The organism is Stygiolobus sp. CP859M, assembly GCF_037389975.1.
Taxonomy (GTDB): Archaea; Thermoproteota; Thermoprotei_A; order Sulfolobales; family Sulfolobaceae; genus Stygiolobus.
This window is the reverse complement of record NZ_JBBHKS010000007.1, coordinates 247,826-265,298: the sequence shown is the minus strand read 5'-3', so window position 1 is coordinate 265,298 and position 17,473 is coordinate 247,826. Positions and strand designations below refer to the sequence as shown.

General features: G+C 38.3%; 17 protein-coding genes, 1 tRNA gene and 1 pseudogene. 6 read left to right on the top strand and 13 right to left on the bottom strand.

Annotated features, from left to right (window positions below; all coding sequences use genetic code 11):
- Positions 1-39 precede the first annotated feature (39 nt).
- Entirely contained in the window at positions 40-1,101 is a 1,062-nt protein-coding gene (locus WIW72_RS03020) for a hypothetical protein (protein ID WP_337701071.1), read from the top strand.
- On the opposite strand, the gene WIW72_RS03015 is transcribed toward WIW72_RS03020, so the two are convergent.
- The 3 genes from WIW72_RS03015 to acs form a co-directional block, all read right to left on the bottom strand.
- Positions 1,063-1,470: a transcriptional regulator gene (locus WIW72_RS03015; RefSeq protein ID WP_337701069.1), complete on the bottom strand. Its 408-nt coding sequence runs from the start codon at positions 1,468-1,470 to the stop codon at positions 1,063-1,065. The two genes, WIW72_RS03020 and WIW72_RS03015, sit on opposite strands and share 39 nt — an antisense overlap.
- Before the next feature lie 64 nt (positions 1,471-1,534).
- Complete coding sequence (locus tag WIW72_RS03010; protein WP_337701067.1) at positions 1,535-4,033, bottom strand: adenosylcobalamin-dependent ribonucleoside-diphosphate reductase; 2,499 nt, start codon at positions 4,031-4,033, stop codon at positions 1,535-1,537.
- Positions 4,034-4,161: 128 nt separating this feature from the next.
- On the bottom strand, positions 4,162-6,099 hold the full coding sequence (gene acs / locus WIW72_RS03005) for an acetate--CoA ligase (protein ID WP_337701065.1): 1,938 nt from the start codon (positions 6,097-6,099) through the stop codon (positions 4,162-4,164).
- A gap of 70 nt (positions 6,100-6,169) precedes the next feature.
- On the opposite strand from acs, the pseudogene WIW72_RS03000 reads away from it, so the two are divergent.
- Positions 6,170-6,724 (top strand): annotated as a pseudogene (locus tag WIW72_RS03000) (acetate uptake transporter); the annotation flags it as partial.
- A gap of 53 nt (positions 6,725-6,777) precedes the next feature.
- Here the strand turns inward: WIW72_RS03000 and WIW72_RS02995 are convergent.
- The 3 genes from WIW72_RS02995 to WIW72_RS02985 form a co-directional block, all read right to left on the bottom strand.
- Positions 6,778-7,350 carry a hypothetical protein gene (locus WIW72_RS02995; RefSeq protein WP_337701063.1) on the bottom strand — a complete coding sequence of 191 codons (573 nt, stop codon included), beginning with the start codon at positions 7,348-7,350 and terminating at the stop codon, positions 6,778-6,780.
- 122 nt (positions 7,351-7,472) lie between these two features.
- Positions 7,473-7,559: transfer RNA gene (locus WIW72_RS02990), tRNA-Arg, on the bottom strand.
- Between the two features lie 4 nt (positions 7,560-7,563).
- Positions 7,564-9,438 (bottom strand): arginine--tRNA ligase, encoded by a 1,875-nt coding sequence (locus WIW72_RS02985; RefSeq protein WP_337701061.1) that lies wholly within the window; start codon positions 9,436-9,438, stop codon positions 7,564-7,566.
- 53 nt (positions 9,439-9,491) lie between these two features.
- On the opposite strand from WIW72_RS02985, the gene WIW72_RS02980 reads away from it, so the two are divergent.
- Positions 9,492-9,695, top strand: a complete 204-nt coding sequence (locus WIW72_RS02980; RefSeq protein WP_156005950.1) for a hypothetical protein — start codon at positions 9,492-9,494, stop codon at positions 9,693-9,695.
- Positions 9,682-10,074, top strand: a complete 393-nt coding sequence (locus WIW72_RS02975; RefSeq protein WP_337701059.1) for a hypothetical protein — start codon at positions 9,682-9,684, stop codon at positions 10,072-10,074. Before WIW72_RS02980 ends, WIW72_RS02975 begins: the two co-directional genes overlap by 14 nt.
- Here the strand turns inward: WIW72_RS02975 and WIW72_RS02970 are convergent.
- Positions 10,066-10,371, bottom strand: coding sequence for a hypothetical protein (locus tag WIW72_RS02970; RefSeq protein WP_337701057.1), 306 nt, complete (start codon positions 10,369-10,371; stop codon positions 10,066-10,068). The two genes, WIW72_RS02975 and WIW72_RS02970, sit on opposite strands and share 9 nt — an antisense overlap.
- 129 nt (positions 10,372-10,500) lie before the next feature.
- Here WIW72_RS02970 and WIW72_RS02965 point away from each other — a divergent pair, with 129 nt between their 5' ends.
- Entirely contained in the window at positions 10,501-10,845 is a 345-nt protein-coding gene (locus tag WIW72_RS02965; RefSeq protein WP_337701055.1) for a hypothetical protein, read from the top strand.
- Positions 10,846-11,034: 189 nt separating this feature from the next.
- Here WIW72_RS02965 and thsA read toward each other — a convergent pair whose 3' ends face one another.
- On the bottom strand, positions 11,035-12,714 hold the full coding sequence (thsA, locus tag WIW72_RS02960; protein ID WP_337701054.1) for a thermosome subunit alpha: 1,680 nt from the start codon (positions 12,712-12,714) through the stop codon (positions 11,035-11,037).
- A gap of 168 nt (positions 12,715-12,882) precedes the next feature.
- On the opposite strand from thsA, the gene WIW72_RS02955 reads away from it, so the two are divergent.
- Positions 12,883-13,605: a hypothetical protein gene (locus WIW72_RS02955; RefSeq protein ID WP_337701052.1), complete on the top strand. Its 723-nt coding sequence runs from the start codon at positions 12,883-12,885 to the stop codon at positions 13,603-13,605.
- Here the strand turns inward: WIW72_RS02955 and WIW72_RS02950 are convergent.
- The 5 genes from WIW72_RS02950 to WIW72_RS02930 all read right to left on the bottom strand — a co-directional run bounded on the left by WIW72_RS02950 (position 13,538) and on the right by WIW72_RS02930 (position 17,471).
- Positions 13,538-14,344, bottom strand: coding sequence for a hypothetical protein (locus WIW72_RS02950; RefSeq protein WP_337701050.1), 807 nt, complete (start codon positions 14,342-14,344; stop codon positions 13,538-13,540). The genes WIW72_RS02955 and WIW72_RS02950 overlap by 68 nt on opposite strands.
- A gap of 18 nt (positions 14,345-14,362) precedes the next feature.
- Complete coding sequence (locus WIW72_RS02945) at positions 14,363-14,695, bottom strand: hypothetical protein (RefSeq protein WP_156005962.1); 333 nt, start codon at positions 14,693-14,695, stop codon at positions 14,363-14,365.
- Between the two features lie 242 nt (positions 14,696-14,937).
- Positions 14,938-15,657, bottom strand: coding sequence for a winged helix-turn-helix domain-containing protein (locus WIW72_RS02940; RefSeq protein ID WP_337701247.1), 720 nt, complete (start codon positions 15,655-15,657; stop codon positions 14,938-14,940).
- Between the two features lie 70 nt (positions 15,658-15,727).
- The gene (locus WIW72_RS02935; RefSeq protein WP_337701048.1) at positions 15,728-16,837 is read right to left on the bottom strand and encodes an ATP-NAD kinase family protein; all 1,110 of its coding nucleotides are present in this window, start codon (positions 16,835-16,837) and stop codon (positions 15,728-15,730) included.
- Positions 16,809-17,471, bottom strand: a complete 663-nt coding sequence (locus WIW72_RS02930) for a DUF4443 domain-containing protein (RefSeq protein ID WP_337721227.1) — start codon at positions 17,469-17,471, stop codon at positions 16,809-16,811. Before WIW72_RS02930 ends, WIW72_RS02935 begins: the two co-directional genes overlap by 29 nt.
- Positions 17,472-17,473: the final 2 nt, after the last annotated feature.

Genomic DNA, 17,473 nt, shown 5'->3' with positions numbered 1-17,473 from the left:
CATTTGTCGGATCTCTTAAGATGATGAGCTTGACCGCTTATGAAGCCAGATGATTTGTTAAAGGTAGCCGCTGATTACCCATTACCTTATTTTCCAATAGTGGAATTAGAAGAAAGTGACCTAAACATAGAACAGCTCCCACAATTGTTAAACTATCTTAGTCCAGAAAAAATATTCTGGAGTGAATATGCTAAAATAATTGGACCTGATGGGAGTTCGATAACTACCAGTATGAGTCTTAGAAATAATACTGAACCTATATACGTTAGGACACCGATCAAGAAAGAACAGAGAGGCTGGGACTTTAAGATCAACAGCGAAGTGTTAGTAGGATTAATCCGAGACCTAATAAATTGTAAAGAAGGAGAGAGCTATTTTAATCCTTCTCCTTGGACAAGAAAGGATTGGCTAGAAGGTAAAAAAGTCATTATGGAAAGTGGAGAGCTGACAACAATCGACGGTTTAAAGTTTAGAGAACATGAACTAGACAAGAAAACTCCTCCGTTTTCGATAGATATACCCTTCTACAACCCCACCTACTATTATATGAACCCGTTTATACTAAATTTTGACGAGAAAGTAGAAGGAAAATCTAATTTCTTCTCAGTGGAACTTCATAAAGCAATAACCTTTGCCACTGCATCAGAGATCGTACTGTTTAAAGACAACAGATCATTAAGAGTTGAGGGTAGCTCAGAAGTAATAGTAACTAAAAGTACCACGTGGAAAGAAGCTAAACCGTATGAACTAGTGTGGAACTTAAAGGTTCCAATTATACACTTGGACTGTAAACCGCCTTTTAATCTCTCTCTTTATAAACTATATCCTAGCGGCATCGTCCCATTTCTCTTTAGATACAAGAATTACGAACTTACTTTAGGATTAGTGAACCTAAACGACGAGCCTGTAATAGCTAACCTGATCTTATCTGCTAGAATTTCTTCCGCATCTATACTTGATGGAAAAGGAAATGAGGCTGAGAAAATAGAACCTGAGTTCGACAGAGTTAAAATACCTATTCGGAAAAACGGTATAATTTATGTAAAACTCACTCTCAGAAAATTACTTGAAAGTTTTCTCAAGCGAAAAATCATAAGTTGAAGATAGAGTCTCTACTATACAATGTGACATCTGATAACCTTGTTTAATCAGTACTCTTTTTCCTTCAGTACATAACATACAATAATATGATGATATTGAAGCACCGTCTTTACCGTTCTTAGATGAAATAATCCTTATAAAACCTTCTATCATTTCCATAAACTTCTTATCTTTTTTCAAGACATCCTTTATTGCATTACCTCTTCTCTTTTTTATATAATTCTCTACAGCTGCCGGTGTTAAACCCATTAATTCCGCCGTCTTGTAGATCGAAACGTTATTTTCGACAACTAGTTTCTCAGCTATCAAAGCCCTAACAGCAGGTAGGATCTCTTTAACCGAATATTCACAAGGTAATGTAAGTTGCAAACCTTCTCAAGAATATGATACACCGTCATAATTAAAAAATATTAATATTATAATGCTTAGCGTTTCACAACTCACAAGTCTTACAACCACCGCTGTAGGTTTCCGAGACCTCCACATATTTACTTTGGGATATCCTAAGTGAGGAGGGCAGAGGAGACTGTATCTTCTTTTCCTCTTTCATCTTTTTCTCAGCTTCTTCCCTCTCCTTCTTTATGCCGAAGTATATGACCTGTTGCGATTTAGATCTATCTCTGTAAACCGTCACACCTTTGATACCAAGTTTCCACGCCAGCAAGTACACTTTTTCTACCGTTTCTGGAGGCTCTTCACTTCTCAAGTTAATAGTCTTTGACGTACCACTGTCGTTCCACTGTTGCCACGAGGCCTGGTGTAGTAAGTGGAACTCCGGTGGCACTTCGTGTGCAGTCCTAAATATCCTCCTCATACTCTTGGGCATGAAGGGATTCTCTCCTATCATGCCAGTTTCAGCAACTTTCTTAACTACTTCTGGGTCGTCAAGCTCGTATTTTCTCAGGTACTCGAGGAATAACGGGTCTATTTCTATAAACTTACCCACAGCTACGTTCCTGATGAAGGCTAATGCGAATAGTGGTTCGATGGAGGACGATGTTCCTGCTATGATTGAGATAGTACCAGTTGGAGCTACCGAGACGACGGTCGAGTTTCTCACACCGTGTTTAATTCTCTCTCCTTTAAGTTGGTCAAAATCGAGTTTGTCAACGACCTCGGTCAGTTTTTTAACTTCTGAACTTACTCTACCTTCAACACCTACCGTTGAGAGGAGTTGCTCAAATGGTAATGCACTCTCCCATATGTCTTTGTAACGTCTTGGGTCGTATGCAGGGAAGACGCCTTTCTCCTTAGCCAGCTCTATTGACGTTTTGAAAGCGTGGTAGTAGATGAACTTGGCTAGCTGGTAAGACAAGTATACAGCATCTATACTGTCGTATTGAATGCCTAACTTGATTAGCATTCTAGCTAAGCCCATAACGCCTAGTCCTACCTTTCTAGTTCTCTTTGTAGCTTCCTCAATCTGTTTCAGCGGGTAACGGTTTGCATCGATCACATTGTCTAACAACCTCACACCGTAACGTATAGTTTCTGCTAATCCTTCCCAGTCAATTACTGGTTTGCCGTTCCTCTCTACTACGAACTTCTCTAAGTTAATTGAACCTAAGTTACAACTCTCCCATGCTAATAACGGCTCTTCACCGCACGGGTTAGTAGCTTGTATCTTGCCCAAGTACCATACGGGGTGCCTCCTGTTAATAGTGTCTATGAAGAGTAGACCAGGGTCGCCACTGTCCCAAGCACCTTTAACGATCTCGTCAAACAGATCCTTGGCATTTACCCACTTCACTATAGCCCCCTCTTTTTCTGCAATAGCCAAAGCCTCGTCAACTGTTATAATAATGCTTTCATCGAGGTAAACTGAACCTCCTCTCTCCTCTAATTCTCTTAGTATTTCTTCTTGTATCCATTCCTCATCCATGTAACCTCTAGCCTTAACAATGTAGTACTCGTAGTCTTTACCAGGGATCTTGGTCTTTCTCGGGTTAATTAGCGGGACTGTCTCACCTCTCTCCACTGCTTTCATGAAGTAGTCGTAAACGCCAACTGATATGTTGAAGTTCTGTAATTGTACGTCCTTCAGCTGACCAGTCTTAGCTTTAATGAAGTCCTCTATGTCAGCGTGCCACGCATGCATTACTCCCATATTTGCCCCCCTCCTCTTTCCACCCTGCTTTACTACGTCAGTAGACACGTCAAAGATCCTCATGAAGGATATGGGGCCTGAGGCTACTCCAGCGGTTGAGGCTACTACATCTCCTTTAGGTCTTAGTTCTGAGAAGTCGAAGCCTGTACCTCCTCCCTGTTGATGAACTACTGCCATAGCCCTTAATGCGTCGTATATTCCTTCACCGTTTTGGGTTACCATTGAGTCTCTGACTGGTATTACGAAGCATGCTGAGAGTATACCTAGCCTTGTACCACTGTTCATTAAGGTAGGTGTGTTTGGTAAGAACTTAAGTTCTGACATTATCTCGTAGAACTTCTCCTCTACTTCTTTCCTCCTTTCCTCGTTTTTTGCCAGAAATGAGGCTACTCTTCTGAACATCATTTGCGGGGTTTCTATGTAGCGGAGTGTGTCGGGGTTCTTAAGTAGATACCTAGCTTCTAGGACTTTCAACGCATTGTATGTTAACAGTAAGTCCTTTGGGTCGAAATCCTTCCATTTGCCTTTGCCGAAAACGTGATTGTAAATCCTTGCTAGGACGAAACGTTTGGCCGTCTCCATCAACTCTGGATAGTCTAATGAGTGTTCTATGAGGTTCCTTTCAACGATATCGGCTATCGTCCTACTGTCTATTGCGTTGTCCTTTGCATTTTGGGCTATGTCGTTTAGTATCCCGTCAATCACTTCTTCTGGTAATGATAGCTTTGAAAAAATCTTTTCGGACTTAAACTCTTCGACTGAGTTATTACGTTTGATGACCTTAAGCTTAGCGAGAGAGAGTACACTGATCTGTACTTTTTGCATTAGTTATCATCTATTCTTCTCAAATGATATAAATAAGTCATAGCCGAATTAACTATGGTATTACCATATACCGCAACTTAAAAAGGTAAGATACGCTCGTTGTATCAAAAATTAAGGAAAAAGTGAGTTTATTGTTGATTCTTCTGACTCTGAATCTCTTTAGAGAATTCCTCTGCGATCTTTTTCAGTTCGTCAACTGATGTTTCGTCCTCTAGTGCAGTTATATCACCTAACGTTTGCCCAGAGATTACGCTTCTTACAATTCTTCTCATTATCTTCCCTGACCTGGTCTTCGGTAATTTACTTACGAAGTATAACCCGCCAAACACTACTATGGGACCTAGGTTATTCCTAACGTATTCAATTAACGTTTTTCTCAATTCATCTGAAGGTTGATATCCTTGTTTCAATACTACTGCTGCAACAGCTACCTCTCCTCTAACGGGATCTGGTATACCTATTACGGCTGATTCTGCGACAGCCGGATGTGAGATTAAGACGTCTTCTATCTCCCTAGTTCCAATTCTGTGCCCTGCTATCTTCAACACCTCATCTGCTCTTCCCAAAATGTAGAAGAATCCATCTTCGTCCTTTACTGCATAATCCCCTGGATAGTAGACTCCTTGGAACTTAGAGAAATAAGTCTTTATATATCTCTCTGGATCTCCCCATACTCCAGCCAACATACCTGGCCACGGTCTCTTGATAACTATATAGCCTTTCTCTCTCGGTTTCGTGGGTTTACCTTCATCATTAAACACATCAGCGTCTACTCCGGGTAATGGAAGTCCGTTAGCACTGGGCTTAAGCATGTAATTCCCTAACCCTGGAGTTGCTGAAATCATTATACCTCCCGTCTCCGTTTGCCACCAAGTGTCTACTATAGGTAGTTGAGACCTTCCGACATTCTTGAAATACCATCTCCATGCTTCAGGATTGATAGGCTCTCCTACGCTTCCTAATAATCTCAAACTTGATAAGTCGTGCTTCTTTACCCACTCTTCTCCGTATCTCATTAATGTTCTCACAGCCGTTGGAGAAGTGTAAAATACTGTTACATTATACTTCTCTACTAACTCCCACCATTTATCGGGGTTAGGATAGTCTGGAACTCCCTCATACATCAGCACTGTGGCACCGTTCTGTAAGGGACCGTAAACTATGTATGAGTGTCCGGTGATCCAACCTATGTCTGCAGTGTTGAAGAACACGTCTTCGTCTCTCAAATCAAAAACCCACTTAGTGGTTAGGTAAGTCCAGAGACCGTAACCGCCATGTAAGTGATAAATACCTTTAGGCTTTCCAGTTGTACCAGAAGTATATAAGATGAATAAGGGATCTATTGCATCAGTCATTTCTGGCTCTACTTTCTTATAACCCACTCTCTTTATCAATTCTTGATATAGTACGTCTCTTTCTTCATTTAATTCTATCTCTTCGTCCCTCTTAATGACCAGAACCTTTTCTACTGTTGGAGTTTGAGAAACAGCTTCGTCTATTATTCTCTTGAGTTCTACCCTCTTACCCCTCCTCATGGTATGCGAAGTAGTTATAACGAGTTTTGCCTTAGCATCATTTATTCTGTCAACTACAGCTTGTGTGGAAAAGCCTGAGAAGACTACGCTATGAATTGCACCAATTCTTGCACACGCTAACATTGCTATAGGCAATTCCGGTATCAAAGGAAGATAGATCAGGACTCTGTCTCCCTTTTGAACGCCTAAATCTTGTAGTATTTTCGCAAACCTGTTTGCTTCATTATAGAGTTGTGAGTAGGTTAAACTTCTGCTCTCGCCCTTTTCGTTTTCCCAATAAATAGCTACTTTATTCCCCTTAGTCTTTAAGTGACGATCTAAAGCGTTATACGTTATGTTAACTTTTCCTCCTATAAACCACCTGTAGAACGGTGCATTACTCTCGTCGAGAACTTTCTGGAATGGTGAAAACCATTCTATCTCTTCAGCCATTTTTCTCCAGAATTTTTCTGGTTCTTCGAGTGATTCTTTGTAAAGTTGTTTATAAGGCGGTTGGTAATATCTCTCCTCAAAAGGTAGGTTTTCTACCATTATAAATCTCTTTAAGTTTGCCGTATTTAAATATAAAATAAATTAAAACTGTTAGGTTTGTAATGACGGAAGAAAAAGAGTAAATCCAGCTCCTCTAGGGCTTTCCGGATTCGCCTTAACTACGCTAGTACTCAGCTCTTTTAACGCGGGGTTGTTATCTGCACAAGGAGAAGGTGTAGTATTAGGCTTAGCCCTTTTCTACGGTGGACTAGCTCAATTAGTAGCGGGAGTAATAGAGTGGAGGGCCGGAAATACGTTCGGTTATGTAGCGTTTTTTACTTACGGAGCCTTTTGGGAATGGTATTTGTTTACGGCTATGGGTTTTACCGGAAGCGTAACATCGCAAGGAATAGGCTTATTGTTAATAGCGTTTGGAATATTCACACTGATAATGTGGTTTGGGACTTTTAGGGCTAATCTATCGCTTTTCCTAACGTTTCTGTTTTTATGGATAACTTTCTTCTTGCTAGGTATAGGGTCAATAAATGGTAATCAATCATTGATTCACGCTGGAGGTTATATGGGTATATTAACCGTAATAGTAGCGTGGTATACTGGTTTATCACAAGTTATAGCTGAGATCATAGGTAAGAAGGCTCCCTTAGGTAAAGCTGTATTAAGTTAGATTGTTTTTTTTTTTTTGTTATTATTCTTTATTCATTCTAAATTTTATCTCCGTTAAATATGAAAATCAGTAGAAATGAAGTTTATCTCCAAGTAAGTAAGGAGTGCAAAGAAAACGTAAGCCGAGACCACTTGACTTAACTCATGTTCCTTAGCTTTAACCCTAGCCCACGCTACTATGGCTGTCATAAAATACATTATAACAAAATACTCGCTTACAAGAAACGAAAGGACAGTTGAAACACCTGAGAGCACTGCAACGTGAATGCTTATTTTATATTTTAATGTAATTAAAAGGATAAGGAAAGAATTTAAAGTATACAAAAGTGCCACGTAAAAGAGCAAATTTATTCCATAAATGTAAATCAATGCTATCGCAATAAGGTAACCCAGTATTGATAATGTTATTACTCTTCCTCTCTGTTCTCTTCTTGTAACTAATAGATCAGAAACCCTGCCTCTTCTCATTAAAATTAAAGTAATTAGAAAAGGTGTAAAAGAGAAAAATATTAAGGATATTAATAGATCTGGTAGGTTTTTACAACGTATTAAGTAGATTATAATAAAACCTAAAGCGGTTGAAACAGAGGGATGAAAAATAAGGGATATTAAGTTTTCAACTCGCATTGTGTTCAGTTTCACTGAACACATTAATAACTTTCCTTTTACCTTCTTTTTCTATGAGATTAAATCAACTGGGTTTTTTCCTTCTGTACTCGATATCTTAAAGTTAGGAAAGCCTAGTATAGCGGACCCGCCGGGACTTGAACCCGGGACCGCCGGCTTTCTCCAACTTTCCGCAGGCCGGCGCTCTATCCTGGCTGAGCTACGGGTCCGTATTTACATTCTCTCAAGAGGTTTTATTCCTATCGCATTGAGCCCATTAAATAGAACTCTCTCGACACCCTTGACGAGAAATAGTCTGGTCATTCTCTTTCCCTGATCCTGCTCTTGCAAAACCCTCTCGTTATTATACCATCTATTAAAGGTATCTGACAACTTTTTCAAAAAGTCTATTAAGTCTTCAGGTCTCATTTCGTCTGAAGCTTTTGACAATACTTCGGGGAACTTAGCAATCAGTATTAACAACTTCCTTTTGTCTCCTTCGAGGTCTTTCAGGTCAGCTTTCTCTATTTCCAATCTTTCATTATTCTTATATAGAATGTTAAAAGCCCTAGCATATGTGTATTGCAGATAAGGTCCGCTGTTTTGGTCAAAGTCTACTACATTATTGACGTTAAACGTTACTGGCTTATTTGCCGACACAGAAAGGATTGCAAAGCGAATAGCTGCATTTACAACCTCTCCAACATTTTCCATGTTGCCTCCCTTTTCTTGTATCTTCTTCCTTGCTACCTCCTCAACTTTTTCTATTATCTCGTCAAGTGCAATAAACCTCCCTAATCTACCGCTCATCCTCATGCCTTGTAAATTGACCATTCCGTACGAGTAGTGTACTAAATTCCTAGCGTATTTTGTGTACCCTAGTATGTATAGAGAAGCCCTTAACTGCATCTGTGGAACGGCTTGTTGCTCCGCTATTACATTAATTACCTTGTCCGCCTCGAATACGTTAAATTTCCTTATTGTGTATGCTATATCCCTTGTAGTGTAAAGAGAAGTTCCGTCGGATCTAACCAAAACTAATGGCGGTAGTTGAAGCCCAGTAGGTATAGACAGTCCTTCCTTTTCCTCTTTGCTTAGCTCAAGGCTAAGTGCTTTAGTACCCTTATAATCGATAGACTTACTTAAGGCTTCGCTCACTATCTTACTTACTTCCCCGTTCCACAACAAGTCACTTTCATAATCATATGCATCGAACGTGATGTGAAGTTTTGACAGACTTTTTTCGAACGCGTTCAGATTGTATTTCACTATCTTTCTTATTACCTCTACTATCTTTTCATCGCTTTTGCTTTCATATTGTCTTATTATATTTTGTATCTCTACCTCTAAATCTTCTATTTTGTTTATTTCATCTGCTAATTTGTTAAATATATCGGGATACCTCTCCTGCTGTTGGGCTGCAATAGCTACAAGTTCGTCAAGCCTCTTCACTTTTTCTTTGTATTTTTCGTCATCGTTGTTTTTCAACAAACTAAGTTCTTTCTTTATGCTTTTAATTTCTATCAAAACATTGGTTATTGAATAAATTGTTCCAAACCAGTGATCAGACTTAACATTAGAGGGTGGTTCAGGTTCTCCAAGCAGCATATAACCCAATGCTAATATAGCGACTTGTCTACCAGCGTCGTTTACGTAAAATCTCACGTTAACGTTGTGTCCTCTTAACCTCAGCATTCTGGCTATCGTATCGCCGATAATAGAATTCCTTAAATGCCCTATATGTAAGGGGTGAATAGGATTAGCGCTAGTATGTTCAATTACGATCTTTGAGCCTTTTTCAATCTTTTCTATTCCATAATCGTCCTGAAGATTAGAAAATGTAAGTTTGAATAGACTACCCTCGTCAAGAAAGGCGTTTATGTAAATCCCCATCTTCCTTATTTCTCTTATTAACATCTGACCCTTATCCGAGTATTCCTTACTTATCAAAGCCTTATCTTTAGTAACTGCCGGTAATGGTAATGCCAGATCTCCTAAGTCGTCCTTAGTAGGATATTCGATGTTTTTAAATACTTCATCGTAGTTAATACCGAGCTTATCCGATATGAGCTTAGAAAACTCAATCTTTGCATCTCTTATAGGATTCACAAGATGGCATAAGCCAGTGCGTTTATATCTTTTTCTGACTGAATGTTTAAAACATGAAAAGAGTAGAAGTCCTAATAGTGGATGATATGAAGGGATCTACAAAAGTAGATGAAACCCAAATAACTGAGTTATTGAAGCAGATTAACGAAAAAGTAGACAAAGTTGTGATTAATAAGGTTACTATACCCACGGCTTCGGAGGACGAGGATAATTTATTAGGAGTACATATTATAGTGAGAGAAGTTGCAGAAACGTAATATATGCCCTCATTACAAAGGAGGTTTTTGTACTTCTCCCGTACTGGAATCTCCTTCCGATTCGGTTACATCACCTTCAAGGTGTCAAGGTAACTATAAGTCTTGCAGGTATTACATGGGTAACGAAGAGGAAAAGGCCAGAAAAGACGGACTTGAACAATACACAGAGGACGAGAGGGTAGAACAAGAGATCTCATTTTACCATAAGATTAACGTGCTAGAAAGCACTCTAGATAGTGAGTGTCCAAATTTTGAATTGTTTAGAACTGAAAAAGGTTTAGTTGCGAGATGTAAGGCTATGGATAGAATATTAACAGTGTCACAAGCGGAGTTATGTTCAAAAGTATGGAAAACTTGCCCAGTAAGAATTCTAACCTAACTTAGCATACTTCCCGTCTTCGGATAATGTGACCAAGTTTTTCTCCGCTAAATCCGATAATGCTTTTCTTATCTTATCTTCGCTAGCTATACCTGATAAAGCGGAATGAAGTTCTTTTAGATTCATAGGCTTTTGACTTAATAAGTCCAATAATATCTCCTTCAACTCCTCTTCATTAGGTGCAGTCATTACAACTACTTCTTTATCGGAATACAATACACGAAGTTTTTTCTCAACCTCATTTAAAGGTTCTTCTTCTTTACCTATAGACCTCTTTTTTCTCTTCGAGGATGACATCTTGACTCCTCTCACTTCCTATGTTATTAATTAAAATATCTACTTATAAGTGTTGATGAAAAGAGCAAATAACTTCTTAACTACAGTTTTTATATGGCTAGTTAAAATTAGTTATAATAGGCGAATCATTTGGGAGAACCTGACTTCTTACGGCATATAGTGAGTAAGGTATTAACGCCCGTAAGTCTGGATATGAAAAAATTAGATGAAGCTCAGAAATTACTTGCAAAAGCAGAGTCAAAATATGGTTTTTCATCTTATGGAGGAGACCCAGAAAAATTAGCTAATTATATCCTAAGTCCAGACTTTATAAATCTGGTTTTAATTATTGGAGTAGACCTCTCAAAGAAATTACTTTATTTAACTCGTGACAACTATTCAAGCCCAAAAATAAAAGAAGCAGTCCAGAAGATGCTTGAAGAACTAGATGGGTATTCAGGAGAAGAAACAAATCAAGTTATGATGTATAAGTAAAGTAAAAAGTAATATGTATACTAGGAAACAACACTCATGCGTTCATAATTTATTACAATTTATTAATTAATTATACAAATTAATTATATTTTAATAATTTCATAATCTGACTATTATATAGATAAAAATTATAATGAGAGTAAACAATTAGAATAGAATTTTGAATAAATGAGATAAAAAAGAAACTAATCATTCAAATGAGGGTTTGTTACTTCCTTCTTCTCCGCCTTCTTCTTTACCTTTGCTTCCTTCTTTCTTCTCGCTCTTTAATGCAGAGGCGGCAATCAAGTCATCAATCTTCAGAATCGCAGTAGCTGCTTCAACAGCGCTCTTAAATACCTGAGCTTTTACTCTCACAGGCTCAATTACGTTGATTGACATCATATCATCGTTAAGTCTTCCGTTCATTACATCAACTCCAGCATTCACTAGACCTTTAGAGTGCTTGGATCTCAGATCCATTAAAGTTTGTATAGGCTCCATACCTGCAGTCTCTGCTAATATCATCGGTATCTCCTCTAATGCCTCAGCGAATTTCTCAATTGCTAACTGCTCCTTACCTCCTACGCTTCTTGCATATTCTCTTAATCTTAATGCTAACTCAGTCTCAACGGCTCCACCACCCGCTACAATCATGGGCTTTGATAATACGTTCCTTAATGAATGTAATGCGTCGTTAATACTCCTCTCTGCTTCATCAAGTGCCATATCATTGGATCCTCTTAATAAAATGTTCACAGCCCTCGGGTTCTTTGCACCTTCAATGAATACCATCTTATCGTTTCCTACTCTCCTCTCCTCTACTAGCTCGGCGTAACCTAGATCCTCAGGAGTCGCATCCTTTATACTACTTATAATCCTTGCTCCTAAAGCCTTCTCTAACTTCTCTATATCGCTCCTCTTTACCCTTCTCACTGCGAGTATTCCTTTCTTAGCTAGGAAGTGCTGTGCTATATCATCAATACCTTTCTGGCATATAACAACATTAGCTCCAATTGAAGCTAGTTTGTCTACCATCTCCTTAAGGTACTTAGCCTCTTCATCTAGGAAGGCCTTAATTTGGTCTGGGCTAGTGATGCTTATCTTAGCTGATATCTCAGGCTTTTCAACCTCCAGTGCAGCATCTAATACAGCGATCTTTGCCTTTTCTACTCTCCTAGGCATTCCAGGGTGAACCACTTCTTTGTCGAGTACTAGACCTCTTACCAACATACTATCTTCTGTACTTCCACCCTTCTTCTTATCTATTTTGATTAAATCAAGAGGAACGTTATAGCTACCGTCTGGCCTCTTCTCAGCTACAATTGATACAGCATCGAGTACTAAGTTAATGATTTTGTCCATCTCTTCTCCACCAGCAACGAACTTGCTCGACATTGTTGTATATACAATCTTTCTCAGCTGGTCTCTAGCTACTTGTGAATTAAGATCACTTACGTCGATCTTCAAAGCTAACTGATCTAGAATTTCTAATGATTTGTTTAATGCCTTCTTATAACCTTCAATTATTATGGTTGGGTGTATATTCTGGTCTAACAAATCATCTGCTTTGTCGAGTAATAATCCAGCAAGGACTACTGCTGAAGTGGTTCCATCTCCTACTTCAGCGTCTTGTGCCTTTGCAGCCTCAACAAGGAGCTTTGCAGCCGGGTGCTGGATTTCCATCTCCTTTACTATAGTAGCACCGTCATTAGTAATAGTTACGTCGCCGAAACTATCGACTAACATCTTGTCTAATCCTCTGGGTCCTAACGAGCTCTTTAACATCTCTGATAGTGTTACAGCTGCTAGTATATTGTTCCTTAAAGCATCCCTTCCGGAGGATCTATTTGTACCCTCTTTAAAAAGTAATACTGGAGCACCTGCCATTTAGCTCACCGTAGCTGGTTTTCATTAGGAGCGGTTATATATAAATTTTTCTTTTTTATGGCCCAATACTAATGAGGTATGGGAGAAAAGAGAAAGTCATCATTGTTCTAGAGAAAGAATGGAGATATTTTAAACAGTTTTTAATTCTACACTCGAAGTTGTTGATATATGAACCTTTGCCAGAGATGTAACAAGAGAGAAGCGAAGTACGTCGTCGGTGGAAGGAAATTATGTGAGATGTGTGCACGAGACGAGATTGTTAAAAGGGTCAGAAAGGAGATTCATAACAGTAAAATGTTTAATTACAATGATAAGGTTGCTATTCTAGCACCAAATAACATGGACCAAATAGCAGAGCTCCTAATACATATCATAGGCAAGGCTTGTTACACTTGTAATTTAAAGATCGACAAAGTTAGCGTACAGTTTGACTACCAAGATATTAACGAGTATATCTGGAGTCTAATAATGGAAGCTAAAAATCTCAAAGAGTATAGTGTGAAAGTACTTCCTTTTCCTTCAAACTTCTATTTAGCTTATCTCCTCTACTCAGTTACAATGAAAAATTATTCTTATCTTAATTACGTTACAAGTTCTAAGACATTAAACGATGGAACTAAAATCTTTATTCCTCTTTATTCAATACCGTTATCAGAACTCAGTGCTTTCGGTATAATAAACGAGATTAGCTTTAATGACGACGTTTTTAACTCAATCTTTTCTTGGGTTAACACACAGTTAGCTGAGAACTACGAGCTTTTTCATACCTTCATAACCTCCACTTCGTTATTCAACTACCCCAAGTGTAAGTCTTGTGACGCTTTCACTGAGTCTGGGGAGTACTGTGCTCGATGTAAAAGGACTTTAGCTTCTCCTTCTCCTCCTTATTAAGCACGATCTCGAACCTTAGAAGATCTTTGGGTTGTTTACTAGGGGGTAAAACGCCGTCCCATGAATAGTAGAAGTAACCAGCTGTCATTATCTCCTTGTAACCTTGAGGATCCGCTTTGAAATAGTCGAAAAGCAACTGCAACACGTTTAGTTGTTCTTTTAGTTGTTTCATACTGATTGTGTACTTACATATATAGCAAGACAAGTCAGGCATAATGGCGTTAAACATACATTTCGGACATTTTACCGGGGAGTTAATTCCGTATATAGTCCAGTTAGCCCTGAGAATATCTATTAGGTCACTTCTGCCTTTCTTACTACAAATCTCATACAGTCTCGGGCCCAGATCCTTAATTGCATTCTTTGTATTATATACAACAAACTCTAATTGTTCATCTGTCATTTTTTCTAAATCCTTAATTTTCACAAGTTTCATAGCTAGGAACTCCATTAATGAGTCTTTGTTGGCAGATAGTCTGTTTATTATAGTCTTAGATTTAGGCTTAGTCTTCACTTCGCCTACAGCACCCGCAAAAGGCTCCTTTATAAGTTCCTTATACTCCTCTCTCGACAATTCGAGATAAGCGAGACCAAGAGCATTTATCACTTCGTCTAAATATTCGTCTAAAAGTTCATTAGGATCTACATACTTTACAGAGGATGACTTCTTTTTCTTGCTCTTGGTTTGTGAGGTAGTATCCTTTTCTTCTTGTTCTTCACCTTTTTTCCTCCTGGGCAACTGCTCCCCCTGGGCCAATCAGACAATGTGGGATAAGTCCAGGTAGTCCATAGGAAGCATTTTGCCTTTTGACACTATTTCGTTATACTTCTTTTCTAAATCTTCTATAAATACTGGACAGTTCTCAAATTTTCCCTCTCTAGTGCATTTAGCTCCTCCTAAGGTTAAGAAGCAGATTTGAGACTTCTTATCATAGTGCGGACATAATTTGTGGTATGTTTTTGCGCTTTTTATCATCTTTTCTATCCACTGTTTCTTATGGTCCTTCTTCTCTGCCTCTTTCTCAGCCTTTGCTAACACTTTGTTCATCTCCTCTTCCGAGATCTTAGAAGACCTCGTATTATCAGCCATAATTAACACCGCATTATGTAACTTTACACGTCTCCTCTAATATATATTACTACTACTACAAGAGATGAACAATAGACTAGACCTGAGTGAAGTAATTAAATATAGTTTGTATATTGTAAGTATTATTGATTAGAATTGTTTCGTATAGGTATTATTCATAGTTGTAGTATATGTATGTAGTTTTGATTAAGTAAACCCCTACAACTCTTATTAAAGAAACAGAGAGAGTTCCTTTATAAAAATTAGCACTCATTAATCTTGTTTTTGAATGACTGTGTAAAACCTATCCTTAAACCCAGTTTTGGATCATGATAAAGGTACAAGATCCTCTTAGTCTGAAGTTTTCTCAATACCCGAAAGAGCCAGCCTGTATCGGCTCCGAACTCCTCTTGTAGCTGGTCGATGTATACGTATGTTGAACCCCATTGCGTGTATTTTGTCAGTAAATAGGATAATAACTCTTTCTCTTCTTCTTCTAGTTTTTGAAGAATTTCATCTAAACAATTCATCAAATTCTCTTTTTGTGGTTTATTTTCTTTAGGACTGGTTTTTGCTTCAATAAACGACAAAATTTCTTTTCTCTCTTTGTCATCTTTTTCCTTATTCTTGTTGTTTATTGTAGGTTTAACTTTTTCATTGAATATATCTTTAGCAATAGCCAGGTATTCGGTAAACTTAGTGTTGTTCTTACTCTCCACTATTTCCTTAGCCAAGTCTTCTCCTTGTGGGGTCAAATGCCACCTTCCTGCTTCCTGATAAACGAGCCCTTTCCTCTTCCAATAGCTCAGATAACTACTAACGTACTTGGTCTCTAGTCCCAAGTTTACCGCTATTTCTGATGTTCTAAGAGGTCTCGCGAGAAGTAGAACGAGCATTGCTTCCACTAACTTAGACCTGGGGTTAATACTTTTGCTCTCTTGAACTCTGATAATATCCGTAATGTCAGTATCGTCAGTAGTCATCATATATTATTCGCCAAACTAAAATTAATAATAGTGGAAAGTTTCAGCCTAGGTAATTCCATGCTTTTTGTTAATCAGTAATATCACAAGTTTTCATCGCTACAAATTCTCCATAACCAACTATTATCTTGTATACTCCTCTCATTAAAACATCAAGTTCGGGATCACCAGTGTCTATCCTGAGACAGTTGAAAGTGTTCAACTTACTCCTTGTAGATACGATGATTATGTTATCTTTCCTATTGGCCCCTTGAGATACTTTTAGTAATTTCCTGAGAAATTCGGGTCCTATCTCTTGATTCCCCCTCCCGATGAGAAAGCCCTGCTTACTAATGGGAGTGAGGATAAGCTTTAACTCCCCGGTTAAACCCAGTAACTCTTCGTACTTCACACAACTCTTTAGAAGTTGACGATTTTTTATGACATCAGTACAGAGGAAATTACTTTCTATTCCGATCTTTTTCAATATTGTTTTTGTCGTACTCCCTGGGCCTACTACGAAGACTTCGTTAGACGATGTTAGGTAAGTATCAATCACATATTGGGCTATTTCATCTAATTCCTCCTTATCGTTTATGACCTCCTCTTTATTAGGTGTTAATAAGTTGGAGTAATTTACTGTCTTAGCGTAACCATATAACTTAACAACATATTTACCTTGTCTATAGGCTTGTTCATCTATATCCAAGATTTCAGTTAAGATTTCTTCAGTCTTGTCCTCAACGAAGTGTCGTAAAAGAACTCCTGCTGACTCGGGGTTTGTAGTAAAAACACCGCTGTGCATTTTTACACCTGTAGGAATTCCCAGGATTGGTAACTTGTCCTTTACGACACTGAAAACATCCCTTGCTGTACCATCACCTCCGGCAAAAACTATTATATCACATTGCTTACTCTCTATAAAGTAAGTTACGGCTTTGATTGTATCCTCTCTTGATGTGGGTGTATTGATGTTGATTTTAGCGACTTCGTACTTAACTTCGCTTCCCTTAAAGTAGTTTTCTCCCATTTCACGTGGAGCAACAATATAATTAGCGTTTTTAGGGGCTGTATTTAAAAACCTTAAAATTCGAGATGGTGTTTCTGTGTTGTAAATTTGTAAATTATCACTACCTTTATTCCCTATTCTTCCTCCGCTTCCGGCTACAGGGTTAACCAGTAGGCATATCGTTTTGCTCATTCGCATAATATAGGGTCAGGATTATTTTATAAGCTAAGTAATTACTACTAGGCTCAAAGAATACTACTAAGTCGTGAGGTTGTATGGACTCCTTCAGTTTTTCTTTTATCTCCTCTTTCAGTTTCTTCACCTCATCACTTTCGTCAAAGGTTTTAGGTGGTAGTTCAATACTACCTTCTTCAGTTACTGTTCCGATCAGTGTTTTAGAAGCCCCCGACTTAATTATTAGGTCTCTGAGCTGTAGTATCCCGATCTTATCGACTAAGTGGGACAAGTTTCTCATAATTACACATCCAGCATTCCAATTTATTGTCCTTAATTCCATATTTTCGAGAACTGTAGCTTTTTCTGTAAAATATTTTAGGATGCTTTTACCTTTTTCGGACAAGATTATTCCTGCTACCTTATCTATGTTCACTAAATCTAGTTCCCTCAACCTTTTAATTAGCGTCCTGGTACTGGCTTCACTGAGACCCAACTTTCTCATTAGTAAGTGTCTCCCTATAGGCTGTTCTTTCCTTATAGTTTCTAGGGCGAGGAGTACGTGAGCTTCATCAAAATTCGGTTTATTCCCCTTTTTAGGGGTTACAATTTGCCCTAGCAATGTTACGAATTCCACATTTATAAATGGCATAG

Bases quoted from the DNA above. Each gene is read 5' to 3' on its own strand.
- WIW72_RS03020 (WP_337701071.1), top strand. From the start codon at position 40: ATGAAGCCAGATGATTTGTTAAAGGTAGCCGCTGATTACCCATTACCT.
- WIW72_RS03010 (WP_337701067.1), bottom strand. From the start codon at position 4,033: ATGCAAAAAGTACAGATCAGTGTACTCTCTCTCGCTAAGCTTAAGGTC.
- acs (WP_337701065.1), bottom strand. From the start codon at position 6,099: ATGGTAGAAAACCTACCTTTTGAGGAGAGATATTACCAACCGCCTTAT.
- WIW72_RS02995 (WP_337701063.1), bottom strand. From the start codon at position 7,350: ATGCGAGTTGAAAACTTAATATCCCTTATTTTTCATCCCTCTGTTTCA.
- WIW72_RS02980 (WP_156005950.1), top strand. From the start codon at position 9,492: ATGAAAAGAGTAGAAGTCCTAATAGTGGATGATATGAAGGGATCTACA.
- WIW72_RS02970 (WP_337701057.1), bottom strand. From the start codon at position 10,371: ATGTCATCCTCGAAGAGAAAAAAGAGGTCTATAGGTAAAGAAGAAGAA.
- thsA (WP_337701054.1), bottom strand. From the start codon at position 12,714: ATGGCAGGTGCTCCAGTATTACTTTTTAAAGAGGGTACAAATAGATCC.
- WIW72_RS02955 (WP_337701052.1), top strand. From the start codon at position 12,883: ATGAACCTTTGCCAGAGATGTAACAAGAGAGAAGCGAAGTACGTCGTC.
- WIW72_RS02945 (WP_156005962.1), bottom strand. From the start codon at position 14,695: ATGGCTGATAATACGAGGTCTTCTAAGATCTCGGAAGAGGAGATGAAC.
- WIW72_RS02940 (WP_337701247.1), bottom strand. From the start codon at position 15,657: ATGACTACTGACGATACTGACATTACGGATATTATCAGAGTTCAAGAG.
- WIW72_RS02935 (WP_337701048.1), bottom strand. From the start codon at position 16,837: ATGAGCAAAACGATATGCCTACTGGTTAACCCTGTAGCCGGAAGCGGA.
- WIW72_RS02930 (WP_337721227.1), bottom strand. From the start codon at position 17,471: ATGCCATTTATAAATGTGGAATTCGTAACATTGCTAGGGCAAATTGTA.